Source organism: Streptomyces sp. NPDC005566, assembly GCF_040605575.1.
In the GTDB taxonomy this organism is placed as follows: Bacteria; Actinomycetota; Actinomycetes; order Streptomycetales; family Streptomycetaceae; genus Streptomyces.
This window is the reverse complement of record NZ_JBEXDB010000017.1, coordinates 133632-158916: the sequence shown is the minus strand read 5'-3', so window position 1 is coordinate 158916 and position 25285 is coordinate 133632. Positions and strand designations below refer to the sequence as shown.

Here is a 25285-nt window from a genome sequence, read left to right as displayed (position 1 = left end):
CCCGCCGGGCCGGGGTGGGGTGAACATCACAGCCTGGCGCGAGGGCCGGTCCCGTCGCGGCCGACTACCGTGAGCGGGTGCCGAAGAACAGAAACACGTTCTCGTCCGTGGCCCTCTGGCGGCGCCGCGTCCTGTCCCGTGCCGTCCACCGGGGCTGGGCCTGGGTGCAGGAGTCCGGCGCGGTCACCGCGCAGCACCCGGGGCGGCTGCGGTTCGGCCGCATCGGCTCCGGGACCCGGCTCGCCTTTCCGCAGGGCACCGTGTTCGGTGAGCCGTGGATCGAGCTCGGAGACCACTGCATCATCGGCGAGCAGGTGACGCTCACCGCCGGGATGATGCCCGATCTGGACCTGGGGTCCGAGCCGATCCTGACCCTCGGCGACGGTGTGGTGCTGGGCCGCGGCAGCCATGTCATCGCCGACACGACGGTGACGATCGGCTCGAACACGTACTGCGGTCCGTACGTCTACATCACCTCCACCAACCACAGCTACGACGACCCCCACGAGCCCGTCGGCAAGCAGTGGCCCCGCATGGACCCCGTTGCGATCGGCCCCGGCTGCTGGATCGGCACCGGAGCGGTGATCCTTCCGGGGGCCAGGCTCGGGCGCAACGTGGTGGTCGCCGCCGGAGCCGTCGTACGGGGCGAGGTGCCCGACCATGCCGTGGTGGCGGGAGCACCCGCCCGGGTGGTGCGGAGCTGGGACCCCGAGAACGGCTGGCAGCCGCCGCTGCGCACACCCGCACCGGTGCCGATCCCGGAGGGTGTCACGCCCGAGCAGCTGCTGGCCGTGGCGCAGCTCGAGGACACGTCCCGCGGCTGAGGCGCCTCCCGCGGCTGAGCCGCCTCGCGCGGCCCTTATCCCGTGGCCAGCAGGACCGTACCGAGCAGTGCGAGGCCCGCGCCAGCGGCCTGGACCGCGCGCAGCCGTTCACCCAGTACGACGCGTGCGCCCAGCGCCGTCACCACCGGATACAGCGAGGCCAGGACCGCGGCCACGGTGACCGGGCCGTGCTGGGCCGCGATCGAGTAGGTGCCGTTCGCGGCGACATCGGCGAGGCCGACGAACGCCAGCGCGGGCAGCGCGGCGAGGACGACGGCCCGGCCACCCTCCTCGGGCAGGGCACGCCCTCCGCGGCGCACCGACACGTACAGGGCCGTGCCGCCGACGGCGATATTGGTGACGCGCTGGACGAAGAGCGCCAGGAACAGTCCGGTGACCGTGGTGGACGCCTCGGCGATCAGCGCCATCACCGCTCCGAAACCGAACGCCGCCAGCAGGGTCAGCACGACGGCCTGGCGCTGCACCGGGGCCCCGCGCAGTTGCGGGCCGCCTGCCAGGACCACGCCGGCGACGGCCACGGCGACACCGGCGAACTGCAGCAGCCCCGGCTGTTCGCCGACGATCAGGCCGACCCCGACCGGAACGGCGACACCCAGCGCGCCCAGGGGGGAGACCACGCCCATCGGTCCGAGGGCCAGAGCCTTGTAGAAGCTCAGCATCGCCACGGGTCCGACGGCGCCGGCCGCGACCGCGAACCAGAGCCGTCCGTCCAGTTCACTCCAGGCGCCCGTCGCCGTCACGACGACGCCGAGCACCACAGCGGCGATGCACTGCGAGACCACCACCACGGTGAGTGCGGGCGTCCGCCGGGTGAGCAGCCCGCCGCCGAAGTCGGCCAGCCCCCACAGGAGGCTCGTGGCCAGGGCGAACAGTGCTGTCATCGCGTGCCTCGCAGTACAGTGCGGTGATCGGGTGGGTACACCACACCGTAGTGCAGTATTTTCGACCCTGTCATCCAAAATATTGGACGGAACGTGTCTGACCTCGATCAGCTCACTCAGTCGCTCGCACGCAACCTCAAGCGCTGGCGGGGCGAGCGCGGCTTCACCCTCGACGCACTCGCCGCCCGCGCCGGGGTCAGCCGCGGCATGATCATCCAGATCGAGCAGGCACGTACGAACCCGAGCGTCGGCACCACCGTCAAACTCGCCGACGCCCTCGGTGTGAGCATCACGACCCTTCTCGACTACGAGCAGGGGTCCCAGGTACGCCTGGTGCCCGAGAGTCAGGCCGTGCGGATGTGGTCCACGGAGGCGGGCAGCTCGACCACGCTGCTCGTCGGCACGGAAGCCCGGGGGCCGATCGAGCTCTGGTCCTGGCACCTGATGCCCGGCGACGGCAGTGCCTCCGACCCGCATCCGGAGGGCACCGTCGAGCTCCTCCACGTCACCGCGGGCGAACTGACCCTGATCGTCGACGGTGCGGAGCACTCCGTACCGGCCGGCACCTCCGCCACCTTCGAGGCTCACGTGCCGCACAGCTACCGCAACGACGGCACCGAGCCGGCCGAACTGACCATGGCCGTCTCGATCCCGCCGGTACGCCGGGACGGCAACTGACCTCGGCCGACGGGCTGTTAGCGTGACCGCATGCGCGCACCGCTGGGCACCTTCGAGGACGCATCCCCCGCCGCCGACCAGCTCGGTCTGCTCCCCCCGCCTGTAGCCGAGGCGGTGGCCAGAGGCTGGGGAGACATCCCCGCCGACAGGATCGTCCACGTCGACACGGATCCGGCGATCGCCGACACCGCCGCCTTCGTCGAGCACTACGGCCCCGAACTGCTCGACCGGTCCGCCAACTGCGTCGTCGTCGCGGGCAAGCGGGGCGGCGAGGTCACCCTGGCGGCCTGCCTGGTCCTCTCGCGCACACGCGTCGATGTGAACGGTGCGGTACGCAAGCACCTCGGCGTACGCAAGGCGTCCTTCGCCCCGATGGATGTGGCGGTCGGCGAGTCCGGCATGGAGTACGGCGGGATCACCCCGATCGGCCTGCCCGCCGGCTGGCCGCTGCTGCTCGACCCCGCGGTGGTCGACGAGGAGTGGGTGCTGATCGGCAGCGGCCGGCGCCGCGGCAAGCTGATCGTCCCGGGCAAGGCGCTCGCGGCGCTGCCGGGTGCGGTACTGGTCGAAGGCCTGGGGATCTGAGGCCCGTGGCGGGAGGGCGCGGACCGGCCCGCTTCAGGTCCGGACGCGGTGGTCCTTGAACCAGCCGGCGGCGAAGTCCACCGCCGAGGTCAGCCGGATCAGCCGGCTCTGCGCCGAGCCCACCCGCCCCCGTCGTACGGCCCCGCCGGTGTCCGCCCGTTCGAAGTCGCGCCCCAGTGCGGCGAAGTCGCTGTCGTCCAGCGCCACGTCCTCGTACTCCCACCACTGGCGCCTTCCCTCGGGCGCCACCACACAGCGGTAGAGGCGGCGCGGCGGGTCGGGGAGCCGGTACTCGGCCAGATGAAAGGCCGTGCACGTGTCGAAGCCCGTGCCCAGGAGCAGAATCCGGGCGTCGAATTCGTACAGACGGGCGAGGGGGGAGTCCTCGCCCAGATGGCAGGCCGGACGGTGCCGGGCGAGCAGACTCCGGGCCGCCGGGCCGATCGCGGCGAACGACGTCTGGGGGTGTGCGCTGCGTTCGGCGCCCGGTGCCAGACGGACCGTCTCGGCCAGCGTGCCCATGCCGGTCGCGGGCGATGCGGCCCGGTCGAACGGGGGCATCGACGCGCGCACGGCCGCCCGCGCCGCATCGCTCAGCCCCCGTACCCGGTCCAGGTACGGGGGCGAGGTGTCGGAGTTCTCCGTGGTGAACGAGGGGACGACCAGCGTCCCCTCCGGTCCGAGCGCCTGCCGAATGGCGTCGACCATGTCGACGGCGTCACCGCCCACCGCACGCATGGAGGTGTGGACCAGCAGGACACCGCCCCGCTCCACCCCGAGCCGGGACAGCTGGGCCACCGCCCGGTCACTGCTGATCAGCTGCTCTGTCACGGCAGACATTGTCCCCGTCGCGGGACGGGGACGACACCGTCCTGTCAGGAGCGGCGGGCGAGTGTCGGAATTTCGATGGCGGGGCAGCGGTCCATCACCATGTCGAGCCCCGCCGTGCGCGTGCGCTCGTACGCCGCCTCGTCGACGACCCCGAGCTGGAACCAGACCGCCTTCGCACCGGCTGCGACCGCCTCGTCGGCGACCGTGCCCGCCAGAGCGCTGTTGACGAAGACGTCCACCACATCGACCGGGAACGGGATGTCCGCCAGCGCGGTGTACCCCTGCTCACCGTGGACCGTTGCCGCCCTGGGGTGCACCGGGACAACACGCTTGCCGAAGCGCTGAAGGACCTCGGCCACCCCGTACGCCGCCCGGGAGCGGTTGTCGGACAGGCCGACCACCGCCCAGGTGTCGCCCGAGTCCTGAAGAATCCTGCGGACCGTCTCATCGTCTGCGTACATGCCCGGGACAACGGACGGTCCCCCCGGACCATTCCCGTACGGCCGGGGGAGGGGCGGTGGCCGGACGGCGCATAGGGTGGCCGGATGCAGGAGCAGTACCGGACAGTCGCTCGCGCGGGTGTGCACGAGACCGAGGTCAACCGATCGCGCTTCCTCTGCGCGCTCGCCCCCGCCGCCACCGAGCAGGAGGCGCAGGAATTCGTCGCACGCATCCGCAAGGAGCACCCCACCGCCGGCCACAACTGCTTCGCCTACGTGATCGGCGCCGACGCCTCCGTACAGAGGGCGAGTGACGACGGGGAGCCGGGCGGCACCGCGGGCGTCCCCATGCTCCAGATGCTGATGCGCCGTGAGGTGCGGTACGCCGTCGCCGTCGTCACCCGCTACTACGGTGGCGTCAAGCTCGGCGCCGGAGGGCTGATCCGGGCGTACGGGGGCGCGGTCGGGGAAGCGCTCGACACGCTGGGCACGATCACCCGGCAGCGCTTCCGGCTGGCCACGGTCACCGTCGACCACCAGCGGGCCGGCAAACTCGAGAACGATCTGCGCGCCACCGGCCGCTCCGTGCACGATGTGCGGTACGCGGAGGCGGTGACGATCGAGATCGGGATCCCGGACGCGGACATCGAGGACTTCAGGGCCTGGCTCGCCGATGCGACGGCCGGCTCGGCGACGTTCGAACTGGGTGGCGAGGCCTACGGGGATGTACGGGCCGAATGAGGGATCAGAGGCCCCGCGGCATTAGCGTGGTCGGGCCGACTGCGGAAATCCGCGGCGGGCGGGGTGCGGGGCCGGTGCGGCTCCGGGGCGGAGGAAGCGGAAAATGCAGGTCGGAGCCGTCGGAGTGATGTCGTGAGGATTCTGCACACCTCGGACTGGCACCTGGGGCGGTCGTTCCACCGTGTCCCCATGCTCGAAGCCCAGGCCGACTACCTCGACCACCTCGTACGGACCGTACGCGAGCACGAGGTCGACGCGGTCCTCGTCGCGGGCGACGTCTACGACCGGGCCGTGCCGCCGCTGGCGGCCGTCAGACTGTTCGACGACGCACTGCACCGGCTCGCCGCCGCCGGCGTGCCGACCGTCATGATCTCCGGCAACCACGACTCGGCCCACCGGCTCGGCGTCGGTGCGGGCCTGATCGCACGGGCCGGCATCCACCTGCGTACCGATCCGGCGGACTGCGCCGACCCCGTCGTGCTGCAGGACGCACACGGAGACGTGGCCTTCTACGGCTTGCCCTACCTGGAACCCGCGCTCGTCAAGGACACCCTGGGTGCCACGAAGGCCGGACACGAAGCGGTCCTGACCGCCGCCATGAACCAGGTCCGTGCCGATCTCGCCGACCGGCCCGCCACCACCCGCTCCGTGGTCCTCGCCCACGCGTTCGTGGCGGGCGGCGAACCCAGCGACAGCGAACGCGACATCACGGTCGGCGGTGTCGCCGCCGTCCCTGCCGGAGTTTTCGACGGTGCCGACTACGCGGCCCTCGGGCACCTGCACGGCTGCCAGACCGTCACCGAACGCGTCCGCTACTCCGGCTCCCCGCTCGCGTACTCCTTCTCCGAGGCCACCCACCGCAAGACGATGTGGTTGATCGACCTCGGCGCCGGCGGAGAGCTCTCCGCCGAACGCATCGACTGCCCCGCCCCGCGCCCGCTCGCACGGCTCCGTGGACGGCTCGACACCCTCCTCGACGACGACGCCCTGGAACGGCACCAGGAGTCCTGGGTCGAAGCCACCCTCACCGACCCGGTACGCCCCGACGAGCCGATGGCCCGCCTCCTGGCCCGATTCCCGCACACCCTCAGCCTCGTATTCGAACCGGAGCGTGCCCCCGAGGACCCCCTTGCCTCCTACGCCCAGCGGCTCCGTGGCCGCGACGACCAGCAGATCGCGGAGGACTTCGTGACCCATGTGCGCGGCGGGAGCGGACCCAGCGAGCAGGAGCGCACGGTACTGCGCGCCGCATTCGACGACGTACGGGTGAGCGACAGCGTGCACGAGGTGTCCCGTTGAGACTGCACCGGCTCACCCTCACCGCCTTCGGCCCCTTCGGCGCCACCCAGGAAGTCGACTTCGACGCGCTCTCCTCGGCCGGGCTCTTCCTGCTGCACGGTCCGACCGGCGCGGGTAAGACCTCCGTCCTCGACGCCGTCTGCTTCGGCCTGTACGGAGCCGTACCCGGCGCCCGGCAGAGCCCCGGCACCTCCCTGCGGAGCGACCACGCCCCGGCCGACCTGCCGACCGAGGTCCGGCTGGAGCTGACCGTCCAAGGGCGCCGCCTGGAGGTCACCCGCCGGCCCGCCCAGCCCCGCCCGAGGAAGCGGGGCCACGGCTTCACGACAGAAAAGGCACAGAGCCTGCTGCGCGAGTACGGCCCCGAGGAGGGCTGGCAGGCGCTCAGCCGCTCGCACCAGGAGATCGGCGAGGAGATCAGCCGGCTCATCGGGATGAGCAGGGACCAGTTCTGCCAGGTGGTCCTGCTGCCCCAGGGAGACTTCGCGCGCTTCCTGCGGGCCGACGCCGAAGCGCGCGGAAAACTCCTGGGAAGGCTCTTCGACACCCGCCGGTTCGCCGCGGTGGAGGAGCACCTGGCCGAGCTGCGCCGCAGGGCGGAAGCCCAGGTCCGAACCGGCGACGAACACATCCTGGCCCTCGCCCAGCGCATCGCGCAGGCCGCCGGAACGGCCGCCCGGGAATCGCCCCTGCCCGAGGACCGCCCCGGTGAACCCGGGCTCGCCGAGGGCGTACTGCAATGGGCCGCCGTCGCACGCAGTGGAGCACGCGAGCGGCTCGACACCGCCCGGTGCGCCCTGTCAGCGGCGGAGGCCCGGAACGACGCCGCGCGCGACGCCCTTGACGCCGCGCGCGAGCTCGCCCGGCTGCAGCAGCGGTACGCGGAAACGCGCCGCCGCGCCGCAGGACTCGAGGAGCGCCGCCCCGAGCGCGACCGCTGCCACGAACAGCTCACGCGCGCACGCAAGGCGGACCTCGTCGCTCCGGCGCTCGAGCTGCGCGAGGAGGCCGAACGCGCCCACCGGGCGGCGAGCGGGGCCCGTGAACGCTCTCGCGCGGAGCTGCCCCCGGAGCTGGCCGACGCAGGCGTCGAACAGCTGTCCGGCGCGGAGCGCACCCTCCGGTCGGACCTCGGCGCTCTCGAGGCAGCGCGCCGCGCCGAACGGCGCAGCAGGCAGATCGACACCGAACGGGCGGGGATCGAGCGGCAGTCCCGTGCCGACGACGAACTGATCCAGGAGGCGGCGGACTGGCTGGCCGGCTGGGACGGCATCCACGGGGACTTGCGGGAGCGCATCGAGAACGCGCAGGAGGCGGCGACCCGGGCCGAGCAGCTGGCCGGCCGGCTGGACCCGGCGCGCCGGAGACTGGACGCGGCGCGGCGGCGCGACGCACTCGTCGTCCGGGAAGCGACCGCCGGCGACAGTCTGACCGCGGCCCGCGAACACGCACTCGCCGCGCACGAGACCTGGCTGGGGCTGCGGGAGCGGCGGCTGCGCGACATCGCGGCGGAGCTGGCCGCGGGGCTTGCCGACGGCGTGGCCTGCACCGTGTGCGGGTCGGCCGATCACCCGGAGCCGGCCCGCCCGGGAGACGGTCATGTGGACCGCGCGACGGAGGAAGCGGCGCTCGCCGGCCACCGGCGTGCGGAGCAGTCCCGCGCGGAGGCGGAGCGCGAGCTCGGGGTCCTGCGCGAACGGCTCGCCGCGGCGCGGGCGGAGGCATCGGGGGACCTGCCGGGGGACCTCATGGAGCCGGAGGACAAGCGGGCGGTGCAGGCTTCCGGCGGGGGTGCGGCATCCGTCGCGGAACTCGAGGCGGTCGTCACCCGGCTGACCGGGGAACACGCGGAAGCGCACCGGCTGGCCGCCGGGATGCACGGCGCCCGGGAGGCACTCGCCGCCGCCGAGCGGGAGCACCTCGGGCGGCTCGAAGCCCGGCAGCAGGCCGAACGGCGCGCGGCGGCCCGTACCTCGCAGCGGGAAGCACTCGACCGCGAACAGGCCGCACTGGAGACCGAACTGGTGGTGGCACGGGGGGCGTCGGGCTCCGTCGCCGCACACGCGGACCTGCTGGAGCGCCGGGTCTCGCTGCTCGCCGATGCAGCCGAGGCGCTGCGGGCCGAGCAGAGCGCCGCGCAGCGCCGCAAGGAGGCCGACGGCACACTCGCCGACGCCGCCTTCCGGGCCGGGTTCGACACCCCGCAGGCCGCCGCCTCGGCGCTCGTCGACGCCACCGCCCAGCGGGAACTCCAGCACCGGATCGACGCCTGGCAGGCGGAGGCCGCAGCCGTCGCCGACCGGCTCGCCGAGGAGGACTCCCGGGCAGCCGCGGCGCACCCACCCGCAACGCCGGAGGCCGCGCAGTCGGCGTACGACTCGTCCGGACGGCAGCTGCGCGACAGCGCATCCGCCCTCGCCGCTGCCCAGGAGCGTTGTACGGAGCTCGGCCGACTCTCCCGGCAGGCCACGGACGAGGTGCGCAGGATGGGGCCGCTCCGACAGGAGCACGAACGGGTGGCACGCCTCGCCGGGCTGACCGCCGGTACCTCTGCCGACAACGAGCGCAAAATGCGGCTCGAGGCGTATGTGCTCGCCGCCCGGTTGGAACAGGTCGCCGCAGCCGCGACAGCCCGTCTCCAGCGCATGTCGTCGGGCCGCTACACCCTGGTCCACTCCGACGCGAGGAGCGGAGCCCGCAGAGCAGGCCTCGGGCTGCACGTCGTGGACTCCTGGACGGGCCGGGAGCGCGACACGGCGACCCTGTCGGGCGGCGAGACGTTCTTCGCGTCGCTCGCCCTCGCGCTCGGCCTCGCGGATGTCGTCACGGACGAGGCGGGCGGCGTACGGCTGGACACGCTCTTCATCGACGAGGGCTTCGGCAGCCTGGACGAGCAGACCCTGGACGAGGTGCTCGACGTCCTGGACTCGCTGCGCGAACGCGACCGCAGCGTCGGCATCGTCAGTCATGTCGCCGACCTGCGGCGCCGTATCCCGGCACAGCTGGAAGTGGTCAAGGAACGGCACGGGTCGGCGGTGCGGCACCGCACCGCGGGCACGCTCAGCGGCTGATCGCCCGGCGGGGGAGAGGCGAGGAGTACACGATGCTGGTGGTCACGGAGCCGAGGGTGCCGATCCTCCCCGTGACCTCCTCGAGGTGGCGCATCGAACGGGCGGTCACCTTCAGCACGAAGCAGTCGTCCCCCGTCACGTGATGTGCCTCCACGATCTCCGGCGTCGTGTCCGTCAGGTCGTGGAACGGCTTGTAGTTGCCGTTCGGATAGCGCAGCCGTACCAGGGCCATGATCGGCATACCGAGCCGCTCGGGATCGACCACCGCGGTGTAACCGCTGATCACCCCCATTTCCTCGAGGCGGCGCACGCGTTCGGTGACGGCGCTCGGCGACATGGCCACGGCGCGGGCCAGCTCGGCGAAGGTCGCACGCCCGTCACGTTGCAGGACGTCGAGGATGCGCCAGTCCGTGGCGTCCGGGGAATAGTCGGTCATGCGCTCAGACAACAGTGCAATCCCTGGTAGAGCAAGAGATGTGCCGGGGATCTTCGCTTCCGGCGGAGGAGTACCGACCGTAGATTTTCGGGCATGACCTCACAGCTCACCACCACGGACAACCCCGTCCTGCGCGTCGCGCCGGCCTCCCCCGCAGCCGCTGCCGCGTACTTCGGTGCCTCACTGGCCTTCCACGCCGACGCCTCCGACGTGGCCGCGGCACTTGCGGCGGGCGGCGACCCGGGCTTCGTCGTGCTGGACTCCCGGTCCACCGCGGCCTGGGACCAGGGACACGTTCCCGGCGCGGTGCACCTGCCCACCGCACTCGTGGCGGAGCAGGCACAGGGACTCCTCGACCCGGCGGTCCCCGTGATCACCTACTGCTGGGGCCCCGGCTGCAACGGTGCCGCCCGCGCCGCACTGGCCCTCGCCGAACTCGGTTACCAGGTGAAGGAGATGCTCGGCGGATTCGAGTACTGGGCGCGCGAGGGCTTCGAGTTCGAGACCTGGCAGGGCCGGGAACGGCGCGCCGCCGACCCGCTCACCGCACCGGCAGGAGCCGACGACTGCGGTTGCTGAGCAGGTGAACCCGTGCCGATGACTGCGGTTGCCGAGCAGGCGCCCGTGCCGACGACTGCCGCTGCCGGCCACCGGCCGGTCAGCGCCCGTCAGGCCTGGCCGCGGCGTCGAGGAGGGCAGCGAACACGCCCTCCCCGTCGTCGCCGGCAGGCAGTCCGCTGACCTGCCCGTCGCCGACCTCCACCACCCGCCACACCCCGTCGTCGCGCAGGGCCATGTCCGTCGTCACCCAACGGCAGGCGAGACCGCGCACCGCCTCACCGACGGCATCGAGCCCGGGGGAGGGCACCTGGGCGGGCGTGTCGGGGTGGGCGGTCACCAGCACCGGCTCACCGTCCACCCACCACACCCGGGCCTCGCCGCCCGGAACGAACGACTCGTAGGCCCGCAGCACCACACCACCGGCCAGGAAATCGCCCTGCAACTCGACGAACCGCCCGACGACCGAGGCGAGCCGAGGAGCGTCCGACAGCTCCGGTACGAAGCAGGCCTCGTCCCACTCGTGCTTGCGGGACTTCACGAAGTCCTTGACGATGCCCGCCCCGGAGCCGAGAGGCCCGGCGAGGTGTGCCCAGAACTCCGTGCCGGCACAGGTGGCGGCGTCGGTGGTCAGCGCGCACCAGACACTGCGCGGTGTGAGACCGGCGAATTCCCCGTACCAGCCCGGCAGTTCATGCGCGGTGCGATAGGCGGCGGCATCCGTGAGGAGCGAGCAGCCGCGCCCTGTCAGCGCCCCCTCCAGTTCCTCGTACCGCTCCGGCGGAATCATCCAGCCGCGATACCAGTACGCCCCCGAGTCCCGCCGGACCCGGCCGACGGACCCTTCCGGGTCCCCGGCGAGCAGCGCGTCGTGGTCGACCAGGGCGACCTGCGCACCCGCCCTGCGGGCAGCGGCAACCTCCGGGGCGAACTGGGGGTCCGGGCGTCCGGGGCGCAGGGGGTCGGAGCAGAACAGGAAACCGGTCGGCGTCATACGGAAACCGTTCGTGAGCATTCGCTCGGGACTTGGGCGGAAACGGAAGAGCGCGCACCGACGGAGGCGTCGCGAACGGACAGGGCCGTGCTTCCACCGGCCCCGTCGGCCGCTCATCGAATCATGGAACCGATCGCGGATCAGATCCACGACGTACGCCCGGGCGTCAGATCCGGGACAGCTCGTCGACCAGATCGTCGAGGCCGAGCGAACCCTGCGAGAGAGCCGCCATGTGCCAGGCCTTGAGGTCGAACGCCTCACCGTGCGCCTTGCGTGCGTTCTCCCGGCCCAGCAGCCAGGCGCGCTCGCCCAGCTTGTAGCCGATGGCCTGCCCCGGCATCGACAGATAGCGGGTCAGCTCGCTCTCCACGAAGTCGGCAGGCCTGCCGCTGTGGCTGCCGAAGAACTCCTGGGCCAGTTCCGGCGTCCACCGCTCGCCCGGGTGGAACGGCGAGTCCGCGGGGATCTCCAGCTCCAGGTGCATGCCGATGTCCACGATCACCCGGCAGGCACGCATCATCTGCGCGTCCAGATATCCGAGCCGCCGCTCGGCGTCGGGCAGGTAGCCCAGCTCGTCCATCAGCCGCTCCGCATACAGTGCCCAGCCCTCGGCGTTGGCACTGACATGGCCGATCGACGCCTGGTAGCGGGAAAGGCTGTCGGCGACGTGGGTCCACTGGGCGATCTGCAGATGGTGGCCCGGGACTCCCTCGTGGTACCAGGTGGACACCAGGTCGTACACGGGGAAACGCGTCTCGCCCATGGTGGGCAGCCACGTGCGGCCGGGCCGGGAGAAGTCCTCGGAAGGGCCGGTGTAGTACGGAGCGGCGGCACCTCCCGCCGGTGCGATCCGGGACTCCACCCTCCGTACCCGCTCGGCGAGTTCGAAGTGGGTTCCGTCGAGCGCGTCGATGGCTTCGTCCATCAGCTCCTGCAGCCACTCACGTACCTCGTCCACGCCCTCGATGTGTTTGCCGTGCACATCGAGATGGGCGAGAGCCTCCCAGGGGCCGGCGCCCGGAAGGATCTTGTCGGCCTCGGTCCTCATCTCGGCCAGCAGCCGGTGGTACTCGGACCAGCCGTACGCGTACGCCTCGTCGAGATCGAGGTCCGTGCCGTTGTACTGGCGCGCCCAGCGTGCGTAGCGCTCACGGCCGACCGTGTCGGGGGCGCCCTCGATCGCGGGGGCGTAGACCTCCCTCAGCCACCCGCGCAGCGCGAGGAGCCCCTCGGTCGCCCGGCGTGCGGCGTCGTCCAGTTCCGCGCGCAACGACTCCGGTCCCGGGGCCACGAAGTCCTCGAAGAACCCGGTGCCGCCCTCCCCGGCCCAGGCGCCCAGTTGCTCGATGAACGTGGCTGTGGGGCGAGGGCCCGCGAACAGCTTGCGATCGAGACCGAGAGCGAGTGAGGCACGGTACCCCTCCAACGCCGCGGGAACCGCGAGCAGTCGGTCCACGACCGCAGCCCAGTCCTCGTCCGTGGCGGTCGGCGTAGCCGTGAACACGTCACGCAGGCTGTGCGCCGGTGAGTGGATGTTGGAGATGACCCGCAGGCCCTCCTCGGTGTCGTGGATGGCGAGTTCGGCCGTCAGGCGCTCGCGCAGCAGCCGCGCGCAGCGCTGCTCGGCGTCGGTCTCCGCGCCCGGCGCCCGTTCGGCGGCGTCGAGTTCCACCAGCGTGCGGCGGATCAGCTCGGCAACGGCCTCCTGGCCGGCCGGAGAGAAATCGGGCAGCAGGCGAGAGCTTTCCGCGACACCGAGATAGGTACCTGTGATCGGGTCGAGTTCGATGTACGCGTCGACGTAGGTGTCGGCGACCTGGCGCGGCAGCGTGCTGCTCGATGTGTCTGACATGTGGACATCCTCGTACGGCGGAGGGCTCCGCGTCACCCGGATAGGACCTAGGTCCCGTGGAGATCCTTTACGGCGTTGTGGATTCGGGGTGAGCCTCGTTCGGGCCTGCGGCGGGCGGCAGCAACGGACCGCACTCCCATTGCTGGAAGATCAGCCGCGTCTCCACCCGCGCCACCTCACGCTGCGAGGTGAACTCGTCCAGGACCAGGCGCTGCAGGTCCGCCGTGCCGGCGACGGCCACATGGACGAGATAGTCGTCGGGCCCGGTGAGGTGGAAGAGCGCGCGCGACTCGGGCAGTGCGCGGATCCGCTCGACGAACGGTCCGATGAGTTCCCTGCGGTGCGGCCGGACCTGCACCAGGAGCAGTGCCTCCAGGCCCCGGCCGAGCCGCGCCGGATCGAGGCGCAGCTGATGCCCGAGGATGACACCGGAGCGGCGCAGCCGGGCCACCCTGTCCAGGCAGGTGGACGGTGCCACCCCGACTTCGGCGGCCAGCTCCCGGTACGTCATCCGTGCATCGTTCTGCAGCAATCGCAGAATGTGCAGATCCACCGGGTCCAGAGCGACAGATTCAGCCATTGGGCGAACGTAACACGGGATATTCGCGAGGTCGGCCGCTCAGTGTTCAGAGTAGTGACATGGACACCGAAGCCTCCTCGCTGATATCCCCGGCCCCCCTCCGGTCCAGGGCGCTCGCCACCGAAGCCGTGCACGCCGGACGCGACGATCTCGCCTCTCTCGGACTGCACGCCGCGCCCATCGATCTGTCCACCACCTACCCGTCGTACGACTCACGGGGTGAGGCCGAGCGGATCGATGCCTTCGCCGCCACCGGCGCCAAGCCGGACGGGCCGCCCGTCTACGCCCGGCTGGACAACCCGACGACCGCCCGCTTCGAGACGGCACTGGCCCGTCTGGAGGGGACCGAGAGCGCTGTGGCCTTCGCCAGCGGAATGGCGGCGCTCACCGCCGTGCTGCTGGCCCGCGCGAGCATGGGGCTGCGCCATGTCGTCGCCGTCCGGCCGCTGTACGGATGCAGTGACCACCTCCTCGGCGCAGGGCTGCTCGGGACCGAGGTGACCTGGACCGATCCAGCGGGCATCGCCGAGGCGATCCGCCCGGACACCGGGCTGGTGATGGTCGAGACCCCGGCCAATCCCACGCTGGCCGAGATCGACATCCGGGCGGTGGCGCACTCCTGCGGTTCCGTACCGCTGCTCGTCGACAACACCTTCGCGACACCCGTACTGCAGCGTCCGGTAGAGCACGGTGCCCGGGTCGTGCTGCACAGCGCGACCAAGTACCTCGGCGGCCACGGCGATGTCATGGGCGGGGTCGTGGCGTGCGACGAGGAGTTCGCGGCGAAGCTCCGGCAGGTGCGGTTCGCCACCGGTGGTGTGCTGCATCCGCTGGCCGGCTACCTGCTGCTGCGCGGCCTCTCCACACTGTCGGTGCGGGTCAGGGCCGCGTCGGCGAGCGCGGCCGAACTCACCCGTCGGCTCTCCGCCGACCCCCGCATCGCGCGGGTCCACTACCCGAAGCTGGGCGGGGCGATGGTCTCGTTCGAGGTGTACGGGGATCCGCACCGCGTGATCGCGGGCGTCGGGCTCATCACGCCCGCAGTGAGTCTCGGCAGCGTCGACACCCTGATCCAGCATCCGGCCTCCATCAGCCACCGCATTGTGGATGAGGGAGACCGGCAGGCCGCGGGCGTCGGTGACCGTCTGCTGCGGATGTCCGTCGGCCTCGAGGACGTCGAGGACCTCTGGGCCGATCTGTGCCAGGCGCTCAGCGACGGGCCTGCGGCGCCTGCCCGTGCGGCGCGGTCGGCAGGCCTGGAGCCGCACCCAGCCGGGCTGTGATGACGAGGGTTCCTTCCTCGATCTGGTAGTCGAGGGGCAGCGAGAGCGCACGCATGGCAGCGACCATGCCCGTGTTGTGCGCCTGGGTGACGGCGTAGACGCTCTCGCAGCCCGCCTCGACGGCCATGTCCACCAGTCGGCCCAGGAGTTCGGAACCGATGCCCCTGCGCTGCCAGTCGTCCTCGACCATCAGGGCGACCTCGGTCTCGTCGCCGTCCCAGAGCAGGTGGCCGAGCGCGACCAGTCGGCCGGAAGCCGTCTGAACGGTGAGTGTGCGGCCGAAACGTGGGCTCAGCAGGTGATCCAGATAGCGGTCGGCATCACGCACCGGGCCGTGGTATCGCAGACCGAGGGTGTGGTCGGAGCAGCGGTCATGCATGGCACGGGCCGCAGGGAGATCGCTGCGGTCCGCGCGCCGCACCGTGATCTCGTTGCCCTCGGGAAGGGTGAGGACGTGCTCGCTGCGCGGTACGCGAGGCCCGAGACGGGCATCGAGCTCCACCAGGGCGCGGGCCCGGGCGAATTCGGTCGGGGTGAACGGAAGGTAGGGCCGCTCGACGGTGATGACACCGCCGGAGGGGTCGCGGAGCCTCATCACGGTCTCCTCCAGCACTCCCTCCACGGGAGCACTCTCCCCGGTGGGCCGTCCGGTGATCGACAGGGCCGGCAGGGAGTGGATGGTGCACCGGCCGAGCAGCTGGCGCAGCGCGAGAGGAAGTTCCGCCGCGTCCAGAGCGGTGCGGGTCGCGAGACCGAGGACCCTGGTGGGCGCATCCACCAGATCGTGGGCGTCAGCGCGCTCGATCCAGGTCGCGGAACCACCCGCGGCCGAGATCTCCCGGGTCAGCTGCTGCGCCGGCAGCGCTGCCGGCGCTCGCAGCAGGAACTCGTCGACGGTGCCCTCGGCCAGCGGGTGCGTCTGCAGCGTGAGAATGTCGATCCGGTGCCGGGCAAGAGCGATGCAGAGGGCGGCGAGGGTGCCGGGAGTGTCCCGCACCGTCGTCCGCATCCGCCACAGCACAGTCTCCACGTCCTCCTCCGCACCGGAGGACGTGAGCCGGCTGTCCGCGCCGCCGGTGTCCGTATCACTGTCCGGCGGCGGGGCGTGGCTGTGGCGTCGTGCCCACCATGTGTGGAACGCGGCCGTGACCGCGAGGGCCACGGCCGAGGCGACCAGCAGGTACGGGCCGTCCGGGGTGTGCCCGATCAGATTGGCGATCGCGTCGGCCACCGCAACCGCCGTGAAGAGGGCGGCCAGCTCGATCAGGTCCCGCCGCCAGTGGTGGGGGCGGCGGGCAGTCTTTGCGGAAGTCACGTCAGTCATGTCTTCACTGTGACCGAACGGTGTTGCCTGATCACGAACGCATTGTGACTGATGGGTTACGTGTGGATCTGGCGCTTATCACTACCTTTTGGCTGTCCCCGTCGGCGGCCTCCCCTCCGTACCCGGGTCCGGACGCCGCCAGCAGCCGGGCGGCCTGCCGCACCAGTTGCGAGGAACCTCGCCGGCCGGCCGTCGCGGCGAGCCCGGCGATCGGTTCCGAGGCCACCGGCCCGCAGCGTTCCGCGCACGCAGCCGCCACGGCCAGGACGTCGCCCAGCCCGTGGGGCGCCTTGTCGTAGGCAAGCAGGCTCGGCAGCGCTGCCGTCAGCACCGACAGGACCGTCCGGTACGCACCGGTGGCGGCTGCCGTACGGGCCGAGTCCGCGAGCCGGTTCGGCTTGACGAGGTCATGGTCGACGAGAACGGCGAGCTCCCGGCCGAGGAGTCTCGCGTCCAGGCGCCCCTGTGCGGCGAGTACGAGGAGGGTGTCCACCGCCGAGAGGCGGTCCTCCGGATGGCGTGCCCCCAGCCCGTACGCCAGGGCGAGATGAACGGCGTCGGCGGCAGGCCCACCCGCCTCGGCGAGACCGGGAAGGACCCATGCCCCACCGTCCGGGCCGTCGTCGGCGCCGTGCATGAGGGTGGGTACCATCCAGGCCGCGAGCGCCTCGCCGTCCTCCGGGAGGGCCGCGAGCCAGTGCTCCGAGCGGGCGGCCCCGTGGTAACAGGGGCTCTGATCGGGGAGGTGCGGACGGCCCAGCCAGTGGAACGCGCGGGGGAACTCCTGCTGGATGTCGAGGCGTTCCTTCGTGGCGAGCAGCACCCGCCGGGCCCCGGTGGCGGACCGCTGCCACCAGGTACCGGAGGTCGGACGGTCGCTGTCGGGCCGGTGCCGCAGTACGGGCGCTACCGGTGTGTCCGCCCGCAGCCACGAGGCGAGCCGGTCGCCCTCCGCCGTTCCGAGCAGGGCGGCGTCGGCCGCTGCCCGCAGGCTGCCGCTCCTTCGCACGCGAAGCAGCGCCTGCGCGAAGTCGGCGGGCCCCGGCCGGACGCCGAGCCGATGGTAGGCACGCAGCCGCTCCACGAGCTCGTCGGGGTCCAGCGAACCGGTGTGCCAGGTCGGCGTGGCCAGCAGGAACGGCACCCGCCCCGTCGTCGCGAAGCCGGCCGCCTCCCAGAGCCTCGCGTGCATCACCCCGTCCAGCGCGGCATGCGGGCAGGTGCCGGCTGCCGTCCAACGGTTGATTCCGTCGTGGACGGACCGGAACGACATCCGGCCGAGCAGCGCCGCCGCGACAAGATCGAGACCGCCGGGATTCCTGGTGAACCACCGGTCCACCTGCTCCAGCCGCAGGTCATCGAGCCACCATTGTCCGGCCATCGCCTCGCGCAGTGCCGCCGTCAGCGCCGTGCGGTCGGTGCGGGCGTGACGGATCAGCCCGTCGAGCGCGCGCTCGAACGAACCGACTTCCCGGGAACGGGAGTTGACCAGGGCGGCGACCTCCTCGACAAGCTCGGCCACCGTCTCCGGGGCCGGTCCGACGAGGCGCGCGGAGGGTACCGGGGGCAGGGTCTCCTCGTAAGGCTCCTCGGCGGTCCCCTCGTCCAGCAGGTCCCCGAAAACCTCGCGGGCAGCGGCCCGGTGCATCGGTCCCAGCTGCGCCGCGGCAACGACGAGAACCTCACGCACGGTGTCACCGGCCGAACGGAGATGACGTGCCGTCAGCTTCAGGGCCCGCTCCTGGATGTCCATGTCCTCGTGCCCGAACGCCTCGGCAACGACCGGAAGCAGTTCGTCGGCGGTGGACGCATCCCGGCGCAACACCCTGCCGAGCAGTACCAACTGGGCCCGCACCAGCTTCTTCTCGGTGCGGAACAGCACCGAGCCCGAGACTTCGGCGAGCACACGCGTGGTCAGCTCCCCGCGGGCGTCCAGGCGGGAGAGCACCTCCTGGGCATGGCCCGCGACGATCGCGATGCCGTCCCCGGCCATCCCCGACCAGTCCGGGACACGCGCGTTCTCCTCCTCCTCGGTCAGGCCGAGTGCACGCACCACGGCCAGGTAGAACCTCAGACTCCCGGGCTTTCCCCCGCGCAGCAGTCGTTTCACGGCCCCGTCGACCAGCACGGCACGGTCCAGCATCCCTTCGGCAGCCAGCGTCGCCAGTGCCGCCGGCCAATGATCGCCGGAGTCGGGATCGTCGTACCAGTACAGAGCGGACGGCGGCTCGGACCCCTCGAACAGCCTCGGCACCATGGCCGTGAGATGCGGGTCGGCGCGCAGGACCTCGATCAGGGGGTTCCGCTTGTTGCCCTGCCATCTGCTGGAACCGACATACGACAGCCAGGCCTCCACGATGGTGTCGGTGACCGGCATCGGGCACTGCGCGATGCGGACCAGTTCGGCGACGAAACGGTAGTCGGCGTCCGTCGAGGCCATCGACGGACGTGCCGCCAGCCGATGGGCGAGGTCGGCGAGCCACGCCGGATCACGGTCCGCGAGGACCGTCAGGACCAACGGGTACGGAGTGCTCGACCAGTCGCGCAGATCCCTGCCGCCGATCCAGGCCGCGCAGGCCGCTGCACCGGTGTGACACCCCGCACCAGCGACCAGCAGGGCGTTCTGGGCGGCTGCCCGCTGCTGCCAGTCCCAGCCCCGGGCCTCCTTGCGCAGGGATTTCAACTCGGTGAGGGCCACCCTGCGTCCCGCGCGGTCGAGTCCCGCCACCAGCGCGGGCACGGCCTGCTTGCGGCCTTCCCGGACGGCTGTGAGGAGCTCCTTCATCGCACACCGCCGGCAACCACGGCACCGTCGGCCACCGTGGCACCGCGGCGGACCATACGGACCGCCAGGGCGTGCTTGCAGGGGCCGCGGCGTCCTCGGTAGTCCGCCCACCACTGGCAGGTACAGCTCAGCGCTCCATCCCTCTCCCGCACCTGGTAGCGGCGTTCACCGGAGGAGACGGCCGCCAGCTCGCCGTCGACGACGACCGCTCCCGAACCGGCCAGCTGCCGTGCCGCGACCAGACGTGGATTGTGCCGCTCGGCGCGGCGCGCGTCGTACGGAAGCTCCCGGTGGAAGTACGCAGCGTTCGCGAGGTCGTACCCCACGCGTCCGGCCGTACCCAACCGGGTGAGCGCTGCCCGGATCCGTTCCACCGTCAGCCCCGACTGCGCGGCCAGATCGGCAGGTTCGATCCTGGGCTCCCACGCCAGCAATACGGACACCAGCTCGGCATCCGCCGCGGCGTCGTCCGTGGCCAACGCCTCCAGCACTCCGCCCTCACCGGAGAATCCGCGTGACGCGTCGGGCGACAGAGTCAGTGTCAGCCGCATTCCCGGCAGGACCACCTCCCAGGCACTCGCCGTCGCCGCACCGTCGGCCACCGGTCCGTAGATCCGCAGAGCCGTCGCATGCCGCAACACCCGCTGCAGCGCTACCAGTCGCTCCGGACCCGGCAGGCAGACCGCACCGGCGACGGGGCGGGTCGTCGGCCGCAGGGTCTTCCCGGCGGGCACGACCCACTGGGCTCCCCGCGAGGCGTTCCCCGAGGAGCGCGGCAGGGAACGGAGGAACCGGACAGCCTCCGCCGCCGGAAGCTCGGCCCGCAGATCGAAACCGGCGGACACCACCTGCGCCTCGGCGAAACCGCGCAGCCAGCGGCCCGGCAGCGGCACCTTCTTCTCCACCACCGGGCCGTCCACGGTGGTGACCGCCATTTCGTCAGGCCCGACCCGCAGATGAAGCGGATCGTCCGCGGTTATCCGCGACAGCGCCTCACGCAAGGGGTGGTTGACATCCACATTCGTCGTCCCGTACCCCGTCTCCGCACCGCCGAGGCCGTCCTGCAGCACATCAAGACGCGCGTACACCCCGCAGCAGCCGGAGAACGACTCGAAGCGTAGTCGGTCGCCGTTGCCCGTGACCACCGGGTCGAGGGACGACGGCAGCATCCGCTGGTAGTAGCGGGCGGACGCCACGTCGGCGACGGCCAGAAGCCCCCGCGCGGCAATCCTCGGCGAGGTGAGGAAGCCGGAGAAGAACCGGGGGTTCGCCTCGGCGCCCCGCGGCGTGAGACCGCCGGCGGTCTCCAGTCCGAGCAACCGCCCGGCCTGCGAGGACTCCAGGACGGACGGGCGTGAGTAGGCCAGGGCCTGAACGGTTCGGGTCATGGGAAAACCGTAGGACGCACCACTGACAACGGCCCGGACGCGAGCCCGGGGCCGACTCTCAACGACGCCCGCTCACTGCCCCGTACGCCGGTTCACTGCCCCGCACCCAGCGAGCCGCTGCCCCGTACGCCCGGGCTGCAGCACCTTGGTGAACAGAACCGTTCCGCCCTGCGCCCGCAGCCGCACCGTCAGTTCGCCGCTGCCACCGTCGATGTCGACCTCTCCGAAGAACTGCGGGGACTCCATGGGCGACACGTTCGCCCGGTCCGGCGCCCGGACGAAGACCCGCTCAGGACCGAACGTCCGCCGGTGCTTGATGTACCTCAGCAGTTCGGCGATCTGCAGCTCACGTCCCAGTGGTGCTCCGGGATCACCCTGGACGACTGCCTCGAAGTCCGTGGCTCCGTCGGGGACGACCAGCCCCAGCGGCATGTCCGCGGCGATCACCTTCCACGTCGCGCGCGACTGCGAGAGCTCGCGCTTGAGCCAGCTCAGTTGCTCGGCGCCGAGGATGCCGGTGGTGTCGTCGGGCTGCCGGCCGGGGGAGTTGGCGTTACGGAAGGACCGCATGTCCAGGACGAACAGATCGAGCAGCGGACCGTGCCGGACGACGCGGTGTACGCGCCCTTCCCGGGACGGACCGTGCGCGGAGGAGTCGTGCAGGGCCGACGCCGGGAAGTACTCGCGGAAGGCACGCATCGAGCGGGCCGCCAGGAGATCGATGTAGCGCACGTCGTCGAGGATCTGACCGGGATACCAATTGTTCCGGACTTCGTGGTCGTCCCACTGGATGACCGAGGGAACCTGCGCGTTGAACACGCGCACGTTGTCGTCCACGAGCACGTTCAAATACACTTCTTCCATGGTTAATCCAGGGGGGATCAACAGCGCAGGTCAGAAGGTGTCGGAGGTTGCGGACATCTTCCTTCGTCGGTCGACGCTAATAAACGACAAGGCCACGTTGGACGCTCACGAGTGCATATTGCGCGCCGCGATCGAAGCGGAGGGCCTGACCGTCCGTAAGGTGTGGCGCGAGGAGGTCAGTGCGTCGAAGCGCGGAGTCAAGCGCGCGGAGTTCGACGCCGCCATAGGGGAAGTCCTGCGTGCGGAAACCGGATCCCTTTGGGTGTTCAAGCTGGACAGACTGTCCCGCCGGGGGATGGGGCACGTCGGTATCGTCCTTGACGACTTCGAGCAGATCGGCGCCTACCTGCGCGCTCATGCTGACGGGTTGGACTCCCGCAATCCGAACCACCGGATCATCTTCGCGGTCTCCGCGGAACAGGCGCGCAGCGAAGCAATCAACATCGGTGTCCGCACGAAGATCGGCAAGGAAGCGCACCGCCCGCTAGGTCACTGGCCCGGCGGTCCGGCGCCGTACGGATTGAAGTCGAAGAGGCTCTATCCGGAGGACTCCCGTCGACGTGCGGCGAAGCTTGTTCACCGACCGGAGGAGTACCCCACGGCGCGTGAGATGGCGCGCCGGCTGCTGAACGGGGACACGGCTATGTCCGTCGCTTCATGGCTTGCGAAGGAGGGAATCCGTACCCGACGTGGATCGGTGTGGCGAGCCTCCACAGTGGCGGCGTGGGCACGCTCTCCGGGGGTGGCGGGACTCATGCATCGGAAGGAGCGGGTGGAGGACCCGGACACCGGCCGCGAGTTCTGGCGAGTGACGGGGGACATCGTCCTCATGCCTGACGGCAGCCCCGTGAGTGTGGGGGAAGGAGTGGTCACGCCGGCTGAGCGCCTTCGCATCGTCGCAGCACTGAACGAACGCACCGCCAAGATCGCGAACGGGTTCACTAACCGGGGGACGAAGGGGCAGCGACGAGGAGCACGTCAGGCACAGTCACTCTTGACGGGCATCATGGGCTGTCCCCGGTGTGCCACCACGGTCGTCAGCGGCACGAAGGACTACCGGTGTCTGCGACGCGCTGAGAGTGGCCCGGATGCTTGTGTTGGGGTGCACATCAACCGTGCGGCTGCTGACTTCGAGATCACGAGGCAATGGCAGGCATGGGTCACGGCCCTTGATCCGCACGACGAGGACGACGTGAACCTCCTTCTCGACATCGCCCGGGAGTGGTACGGACATCAAGATCCTTCCCGCGCATTGCGCCTCCGGGAGGCACAGGCAGCGCTAGACGGCATCGTCGACCGCCGGAACAAGCTCGACACGGCGTACTACGTCACCGGGGCGTTCCCGGGCGACGATGGAGAGGCCCGGTACGCCGAACTGAAGTCAGCGCTGGACGGGCAGTTGTCAGGGCTGCGCGAAGAGATCAAGGGGTTGTCGGTCGGTGCGGACTTGACCCCACTTCTGTCTCCCGAGGACCTGGAGGAGGCATGGGATGCTGCCGACCTGCACACGCGTCGGCTGCTCCTGAGAGTCGCCCTCCAGGAGCTGACCGCGCTGCCCGCCAAGGGGCGTGGCGATCGGACGCCAGTGGCTGAGCGCCTGCGGGTGGTCTGGAAGCGCTAGCCCCGGGCAGCGCAAACGGGCCCTCGTCCTCGTCAACGAGGACGAGGGCCCGTTTGCGCCTACTCAGCCGGCGGGGGCTTAGACCGTGTCCTATGTGGTGAGGCGGACGAGTCGTTTGTAGCAGCAGAGGGCGGCTGCGAGGCCGACGAAGGCCAGGTAGTTGTGGGGTTGGCGTTCGTAGCGGTGGTTGAGCCGGCGGTAGCCGGTGAGCCAGGACATGGTTCGCTCGATGACCCACCGGCGTCGCCCGAGACGTTCGCTGGACTCGATGCCTTTGCGGGCGATGCGGACTCCGATGTGCTTGCCCCAGAGCCATTTCCGCAGGTGGGGAATGTCGTAGGCCTTGTCGGCGTGGAGGCGCTGGGGCTTGAAATACCGGCCGCGGTGGGGGTCGTGTCTCGTTTGGTTGCCCATGATCATGGGTTTCAACCCGAGGCTGTCGTGGGTGTTGGCGGCGGAGACACCGACAACGAGGGGCAGGCCGTTCGCGTCCGACAGGACGTGCATCTTGGAGCCCGGCTTGCCCCGGTCCACGGGGCTCGGACCTGTGAGTTCGCCCCTTTTTTAGCCCTCACATGGGCGGAGTCGAGGACCGCGCGGGAGAGGTCGAGGAGGCCCGCGTCGTCGAGGCGGTGCAGGATCTCCTCATGGAGCCGGCCCCAGACTCCCGCTCGCGACCAGATCAGGAACCGGCGGTGGGCCGTCGACTTCGATATCCCGAAGCAGGGCGGCAGGGCCCGCCAGGCGCATCCGCTGACCAGGACGTAGATGATCGCCGCGAACAGCGTCTCATCAGGCGTGTCCTGCGTCCCGCCACCCTGTGGACGCGTCTTCGACGGTGGGATCAGTGGCTCCGCGATCTCCCACAGCCCGTCCGGAACAATCCAACTCCAAGTACCCCGCCCCATACCGGACTCAACGACGCCTCACCACATAGGACACGGTCTTAGGCAGCGACGCACCTTCACGGCCTACGTACCACTCCATATACGCGCGCAGCGTGGACGAGCGGTCTGTGTTGGCCGCAGTCGTCGCAGCGTCGAAGTCCTTCCAAAGGGCGTCGTCGATGCCGCGCAGACCGCGGACAGGATGCTTACGCATGTTGGCCATGCCCCCACCTCGTCCCCGCCGTCGAGCACCTGGAGCGTCAGCTCCGCGTCGTTGAAGCGCGCTATAACGCCATCTTCGACGCTCCCGACGCCAACACTGCTCGTCGCAACGCTGTGGAAGCGGCGATCGACGCCAGGCGCGCTGGCGCGGACTTCCCCGACGACATCGGCAAGGTGGTGGCGGATGCCTACAGGGACGCTCTCGAAGGTGAGTCGGAGCGCATCGCCCTGGGCACTGCCGTGACGTACCTGAAGAACCACCTGGACTACCTGCGGACGACAGAGGCGGAGACGGCTCTCGAAGCGCTTGGCGCGCAGCTGCGTGACTTCCGCGCGGAGGTCCCGAACCTTGGTGGCGCCAGGACCGCGGAAGGGGTGATCGAGGTAGGCGGCAAGGCGCCGCAGGCGTGGAAGACGCCCTCCGCGATGCTCGGCAAGCTCCGCGCCATCCGTCAGGCGCAGCACGACACGCTCCGCCCGCTTGGCGACGGTCAGAGGCTGCGTCAGCTGAAGGACGCCGGTCACTTCGAAGTCGCCGGCCTTAGCCCTGGCGACGTGCCCGCGGACATCGTCACGGCGATGACGTCGGGTCATTACACCGTGGACTACCTCGTGTACCTGGCCAACATCGGCACGGCGTGGGTGCCCGGCTCCTTCGAGGAGCTGGAGGGTGAGGAGTCCGTCCCTGACGTCGGCATCCCTGACGGCCCACTGCGCGACTACACGCCTACCGAGACTCCCGTTCCGAAGCCTCCCGCGCCGGAGCGCACAGGCGCTGAGCGCAGCCCCGAACTTCAGTACTGAGACGAGGAACCAGCATGGCCGAATCCAACCCCGAACAGCTCGAAGCCAGCACCGCAAGAGGGCTCACCCCTAACGCCTGTGCCCACACCTTCGCGGGGAAACCCCGGAGGAACTCAGCGCCGACGTGGACGCGCTCATTGCAGCGTTCGGACCGCCCGCACCGCCTCCGTCTCGTGCTGGCGGCTATCGCGGTCCTGACGTCGACGGCCACCGTGCCGGGTCCGCTGCCGCAGGTGCAGACCTGTACCGAGAACGCCACGGCATCGAAGAGGACAGCGATCAGCCAGCACGCCAGACAACCAGCCGTAACCCCTTC

General features: G+C 70.9%; 22 protein-coding genes and 1 pseudogene. 10 read left to right on the top strand and 13 right to left on the bottom strand.

Annotation, left to right across the window (positions count from 1 at the left end; translation table 11 throughout):
• Positions 1 to 77: 77 nt before the first annotated feature.
• A complete protein-coding gene (locus ABZS61_RS25980) occupies positions 78 to 824 on the top strand; it encodes an acyltransferase (RefSeq protein ID WP_356425915.1) in 747 nt (248 codons plus the stop codon).
• A gap of 35 nt (positions 825 to 859) precedes the next feature.
• Here ABZS61_RS25980 and ABZS61_RS25975 read toward each other — a convergent pair whose 3' ends face one another.
• The gene (locus tag ABZS61_RS25975) at positions 860 to 1726 is read right to left on the bottom strand and encodes an EamA family transporter (RefSeq protein ID WP_356425912.1); all 867 of its coding nucleotides are present in this window, start codon (positions 1724 to 1726) and stop codon (positions 860 to 862) included.
• Between the two features lie 93 nt (positions 1727 to 1819).
• On the opposite strand from ABZS61_RS25975, the gene ABZS61_RS25970 reads away from it, so the two are divergent.
• On the top strand, positions 1820 to 2404 hold the full coding sequence (locus tag ABZS61_RS25970; RefSeq protein ID WP_356425908.1) for an XRE family transcriptional regulator: 585 nt from the start codon (positions 1820 to 1822) through the stop codon (positions 2402 to 2404).
• A gap of 30 nt (positions 2405 to 2434) precedes the next feature.
• A complete protein-coding gene (locus ABZS61_RS25965) occupies positions 2435 to 2989 on the top strand; it encodes a YbaK/EbsC family protein (RefSeq protein ID WP_356425905.1) in 555 nt (184 codons plus the stop codon).
• Positions 2990 to 3022: 33 nt separating this feature from the next.
• Here the strand turns inward: ABZS61_RS25965 and ABZS61_RS25960 are convergent, their stop codons facing one another.
• Positions 3023 to 3829 carry an AAC(3) family N-acetyltransferase gene (locus ABZS61_RS25960; protein WP_356425902.1) on the bottom strand — a complete coding sequence of 269 codons (807 nt, stop codon included), beginning with the start codon at positions 3827 to 3829 and terminating at the stop codon, positions 3023 to 3025.
• A gap of 35 nt (positions 3830 to 3864) precedes the next feature.
• Positions 3865 to 4281: a CoA-binding protein gene (locus ABZS61_RS25955; RefSeq protein ID WP_356425899.1), complete on the bottom strand. Its 417-nt coding sequence runs from the start codon at positions 4279 to 4281 to the stop codon at positions 3865 to 3867.
• Between the two features lie 84 nt (positions 4282 to 4365).
• Here ABZS61_RS25955 and ABZS61_RS25950 point away from each other — a divergent pair, with 84 nt between their 5' ends.
• From ABZS61_RS25950 to ABZS61_RS25940, 3 genes are all read left to right on the top strand, one after another.
• Positions 4366 to 5001, top strand: a complete 636-nt coding sequence (locus ABZS61_RS25950) for a YigZ family protein (protein WP_356425896.1) — start codon at positions 4366 to 4368, stop codon at positions 4999 to 5001.
• 132 nt (positions 5002 to 5133) lie between these two features.
• Positions 5134 to 6300, top strand: coding sequence for an exonuclease SbcCD subunit D (locus ABZS61_RS25945; RefSeq protein ID WP_356425893.1), 1167 nt, complete (start codon positions 5134 to 5136; stop codon positions 6298 to 6300).
• Positions 6297 to 9371 (top strand): SMC family ATPase, encoded by a 3075-nt coding sequence (locus ABZS61_RS25940; RefSeq protein ID WP_356425890.1) that lies wholly within the window; start codon positions 6297 to 6299, stop codon positions 9369 to 9371. Before ABZS61_RS25945 ends, ABZS61_RS25940 begins: the two co-directional genes overlap by 4 nt.
• On the opposite strand, the gene ABZS61_RS25935 is transcribed toward ABZS61_RS25940, so the two are convergent.
• Entirely contained in the window at positions 9361 to 9807 is a 447-nt protein-coding gene (locus tag ABZS61_RS25935) for an Lrp/AsnC family transcriptional regulator (RefSeq protein WP_356425887.1), read from the bottom strand. The genes ABZS61_RS25940 and ABZS61_RS25935 overlap by 11 nt on opposite strands.
• Positions 9808 to 9900: 93 nt before the next feature.
• Between ABZS61_RS25935 and ABZS61_RS25930 the strand changes: the two genes are divergently transcribed.
• Positions 9901 to 10386 (top strand): rhodanese-like domain-containing protein, encoded by a 486-nt coding sequence (locus tag ABZS61_RS25930; RefSeq protein ID WP_356425884.1) that lies wholly within the window; start codon positions 9901 to 9903, stop codon positions 10384 to 10386.
• Between the two features lie 79 nt (positions 10387 to 10465).
• Here the strand turns inward: ABZS61_RS25930 and ABZS61_RS25925 are convergent, their stop codons facing one another.
• The 3 genes from ABZS61_RS25925 to ABZS61_RS25915 all read right to left on the bottom strand — a co-directional run bounded on the left by ABZS61_RS25925 (position 10466) and on the right by ABZS61_RS25915 (position 13791).
• The gene (locus ABZS61_RS25925) at positions 10466 to 11359 is read right to left on the bottom strand and encodes an ATP-grasp domain-containing protein (protein WP_356425881.1); all 894 of its coding nucleotides are present in this window, start codon (positions 11357 to 11359) and stop codon (positions 10466 to 10468) included.
• 166 nt (positions 11360 to 11525) lie between these two features.
• Positions 11526 to 13211, bottom strand: coding sequence for a DUF885 domain-containing protein (locus ABZS61_RS25920; protein WP_356425878.1), 1686 nt, complete (start codon positions 13209 to 13211; stop codon positions 11526 to 11528).
• A 67-nt stretch (positions 13212 to 13278) separates the two neighbouring features.
• Positions 13279 to 13791 (bottom strand): Lrp/AsnC family transcriptional regulator, encoded by a 513-nt coding sequence (locus ABZS61_RS25915; protein ID WP_356425875.1) that lies wholly within the window; start codon positions 13789 to 13791, stop codon positions 13279 to 13281.
• 59 nt (positions 13792 to 13850) lie between these two features.
• Between ABZS61_RS25915 and ABZS61_RS25910 the strand changes: the two genes are divergently transcribed.
• Complete coding sequence (locus ABZS61_RS25910; protein ID WP_356425872.1) at positions 13851 to 15074, top strand: PLP-dependent transferase; 1224 nt, start codon at positions 13851 to 13853, stop codon at positions 15072 to 15074.
• Here ABZS61_RS25910 and ABZS61_RS25905 read toward each other — a convergent pair.
• From ABZS61_RS25905 to ABZS61_RS25890, 4 genes and pseudogenes are all read right to left on the bottom strand, one after another.
• Positions 15001 to 16398, bottom strand: coding sequence for a GNAT family N-acetyltransferase (locus tag ABZS61_RS25905; RefSeq protein WP_356425869.1), 1398 nt, complete (start codon positions 16396 to 16398; stop codon positions 15001 to 15003). The genes ABZS61_RS25910 and ABZS61_RS25905 overlap by 74 nt on opposite strands.
• A 31-nt stretch (positions 16399 to 16429) precedes the next feature.
• Entirely contained in the window at positions 16430 to 19183 is a 2754-nt protein-coding gene (locus tag ABZS61_RS25900) for a DUF6493 family protein (RefSeq protein WP_356425866.1), read from the bottom strand.
• The gene (locus tag ABZS61_RS25895; protein WP_356425863.1) at positions 19180 to 20571 is read right to left on the bottom strand and encodes an SWIM zinc finger family protein; all 1392 of its coding nucleotides are present in this window, start codon (positions 20569 to 20571) and stop codon (positions 19180 to 19182) included. The genes ABZS61_RS25900 and ABZS61_RS25895 overlap by 4 nt, the downstream gene beginning before the upstream one ends.
• A 72-nt stretch (positions 20572 to 20643) precedes the next feature.
• A pseudogene (locus tag ABZS61_RS25890) lies at positions 20644 to 21411 on the bottom strand (alkaline phosphatase D family protein); the annotation flags it as partial.
• 22 nt (positions 21412 to 21433) lie between these two features.
• Between ABZS61_RS25890 and ABZS61_RS25885 the strand changes: the two are divergent.
• Positions 21434 to 23056, top strand: a complete 1623-nt coding sequence (locus tag ABZS61_RS25885; protein WP_356425860.1) for a recombinase family protein — start codon at positions 21434 to 21436, stop codon at positions 23054 to 23056.
• A 90-nt stretch (positions 23057 to 23146) separates the two neighbouring features.
• On the opposite strand, the gene ABZS61_RS25880 is transcribed toward ABZS61_RS25885, so the two are convergent.
• A protein-coding gene (locus tag ABZS61_RS25880) for an IS5 family transposase (protein WP_356425857.1) occupies positions 23147 to 23964 on the bottom strand; the annotation gives its coding sequence in 2 pieces (ribosomal slippage) (positions 23147 to 23616 and positions 23616 to 23964; 819 coding nt in all).
• A gap of 7 nt (positions 23965 to 23971) precedes the next feature.
• Complete coding sequence (locus ABZS61_RS25875; RefSeq protein ID WP_356425854.1) at positions 23972 to 24166, bottom strand: hypothetical protein; 195 nt, start codon at positions 24164 to 24166, stop codon at positions 23972 to 23974.
• Between the two features lie 113 nt (positions 24167 to 24279).
• Between ABZS61_RS25875 and ABZS61_RS25870 the strand changes: the two genes are divergently transcribed.
• Complete coding sequence (locus ABZS61_RS25870) at positions 24280 to 24969, top strand: hypothetical protein (protein ID WP_356425851.1); 690 nt, start codon at positions 24280 to 24282, stop codon at positions 24967 to 24969.
• Positions 24970 to 25285 lie beyond the last annotated feature (316 nt).

Coding starts and splice junctions, on each gene's coding strand:
- ABZS61_RS25925 (WP_356425881.1), bottom strand. CDS start 11,359: ATGACGCCGACCGGTTTCCTGTTCTGCTCCGACCCCCTGCGCCCCGGA.
- ABZS61_RS25915 (WP_356425875.1), bottom strand. CDS start 13,791: ATGGCTGAATCTGTCGCTCTGGACCCGGTGGATCTGCACATTCTGCGA.
- ABZS61_RS25885 (WP_356425860.1), top strand. CDS start 21,434: ATGGTTAATCCAGGGGGGATCAACAGCGCAGGTCAGAAGGTGTCGGAG.
- ABZS61_RS25950 (WP_356425896.1), top strand. CDS start 4,366: ATGCAGGAGCAGTACCGGACAGTCGCTCGCGCGGGTGTGCACGAGACC.
- ABZS61_RS25875 (WP_356425854.1), bottom strand. CDS start 24,166: ATGGCCAACATGCGTAAGCATCCTGTCCGCGGTCTGCGCGGCATCGAC.
- ABZS61_RS25965 (WP_356425905.1), top strand. CDS start 2,435: ATGCGCGCACCGCTGGGCACCTTCGAGGACGCATCCCCCGCCGCCGAC.
- ABZS61_RS25905 (WP_356425869.1), bottom strand. CDS start 16,398: ATGACTGACGTGACTTCCGCAAAGACTGCCCGCCGCCCCCACCACTGG.
- ABZS61_RS25910 (WP_356425872.1), top strand. CDS start 13,851: ATGGACACCGAAGCCTCCTCGCTGATATCCCCGGCCCCCCTCCGGTCC.
- ABZS61_RS25960 (WP_356425902.1), bottom strand. CDS start 3,829: ATGTCTGCCGTGACAGAGCAGCTGATCAGCAGTGACCGGGCGGTGGCC.
- ABZS61_RS25895 (WP_356425863.1), bottom strand. CDS start 20,571: ATGACCCGAACCGTTCAGGCCCTGGCCTACTCACGCCCGTCCGTCCTG.
- ABZS61_RS25920 (WP_356425878.1), bottom strand. CDS start 13,211: ATGTCAGACACATCGAGCAGCACGCTGCCGCGCCAGGTCGCCGACACC.
- ABZS61_RS25975 (WP_356425912.1), bottom strand. CDS start 1,726: ATGACAGCACTGTTCGCCCTGGCCACGAGCCTCCTGTGGGGGCTGGCC.
- ABZS61_RS25935 (WP_356425887.1), bottom strand. CDS start 9,807: ATGACCGACTATTCCCCGGACGCCACGGACTGGCGCATCCTCGACGTC.
- ABZS61_RS25955 (WP_356425899.1), bottom strand. CDS start 4,281: ATGTACGCAGACGATGAGACGGTCCGCAGGATTCTTCAGGACTCGGGC.
- ABZS61_RS25930 (WP_356425884.1), top strand. CDS start 9,901: ATGACCTCACAGCTCACCACCACGGACAACCCCGTCCTGCGCGTCGCG.
- ABZS61_RS25900 (WP_356425866.1), bottom strand. CDS start 19,183: ATGAAGGAGCTCCTCACAGCCGTCCGGGAAGGCCGCAAGCAGGCCGTG.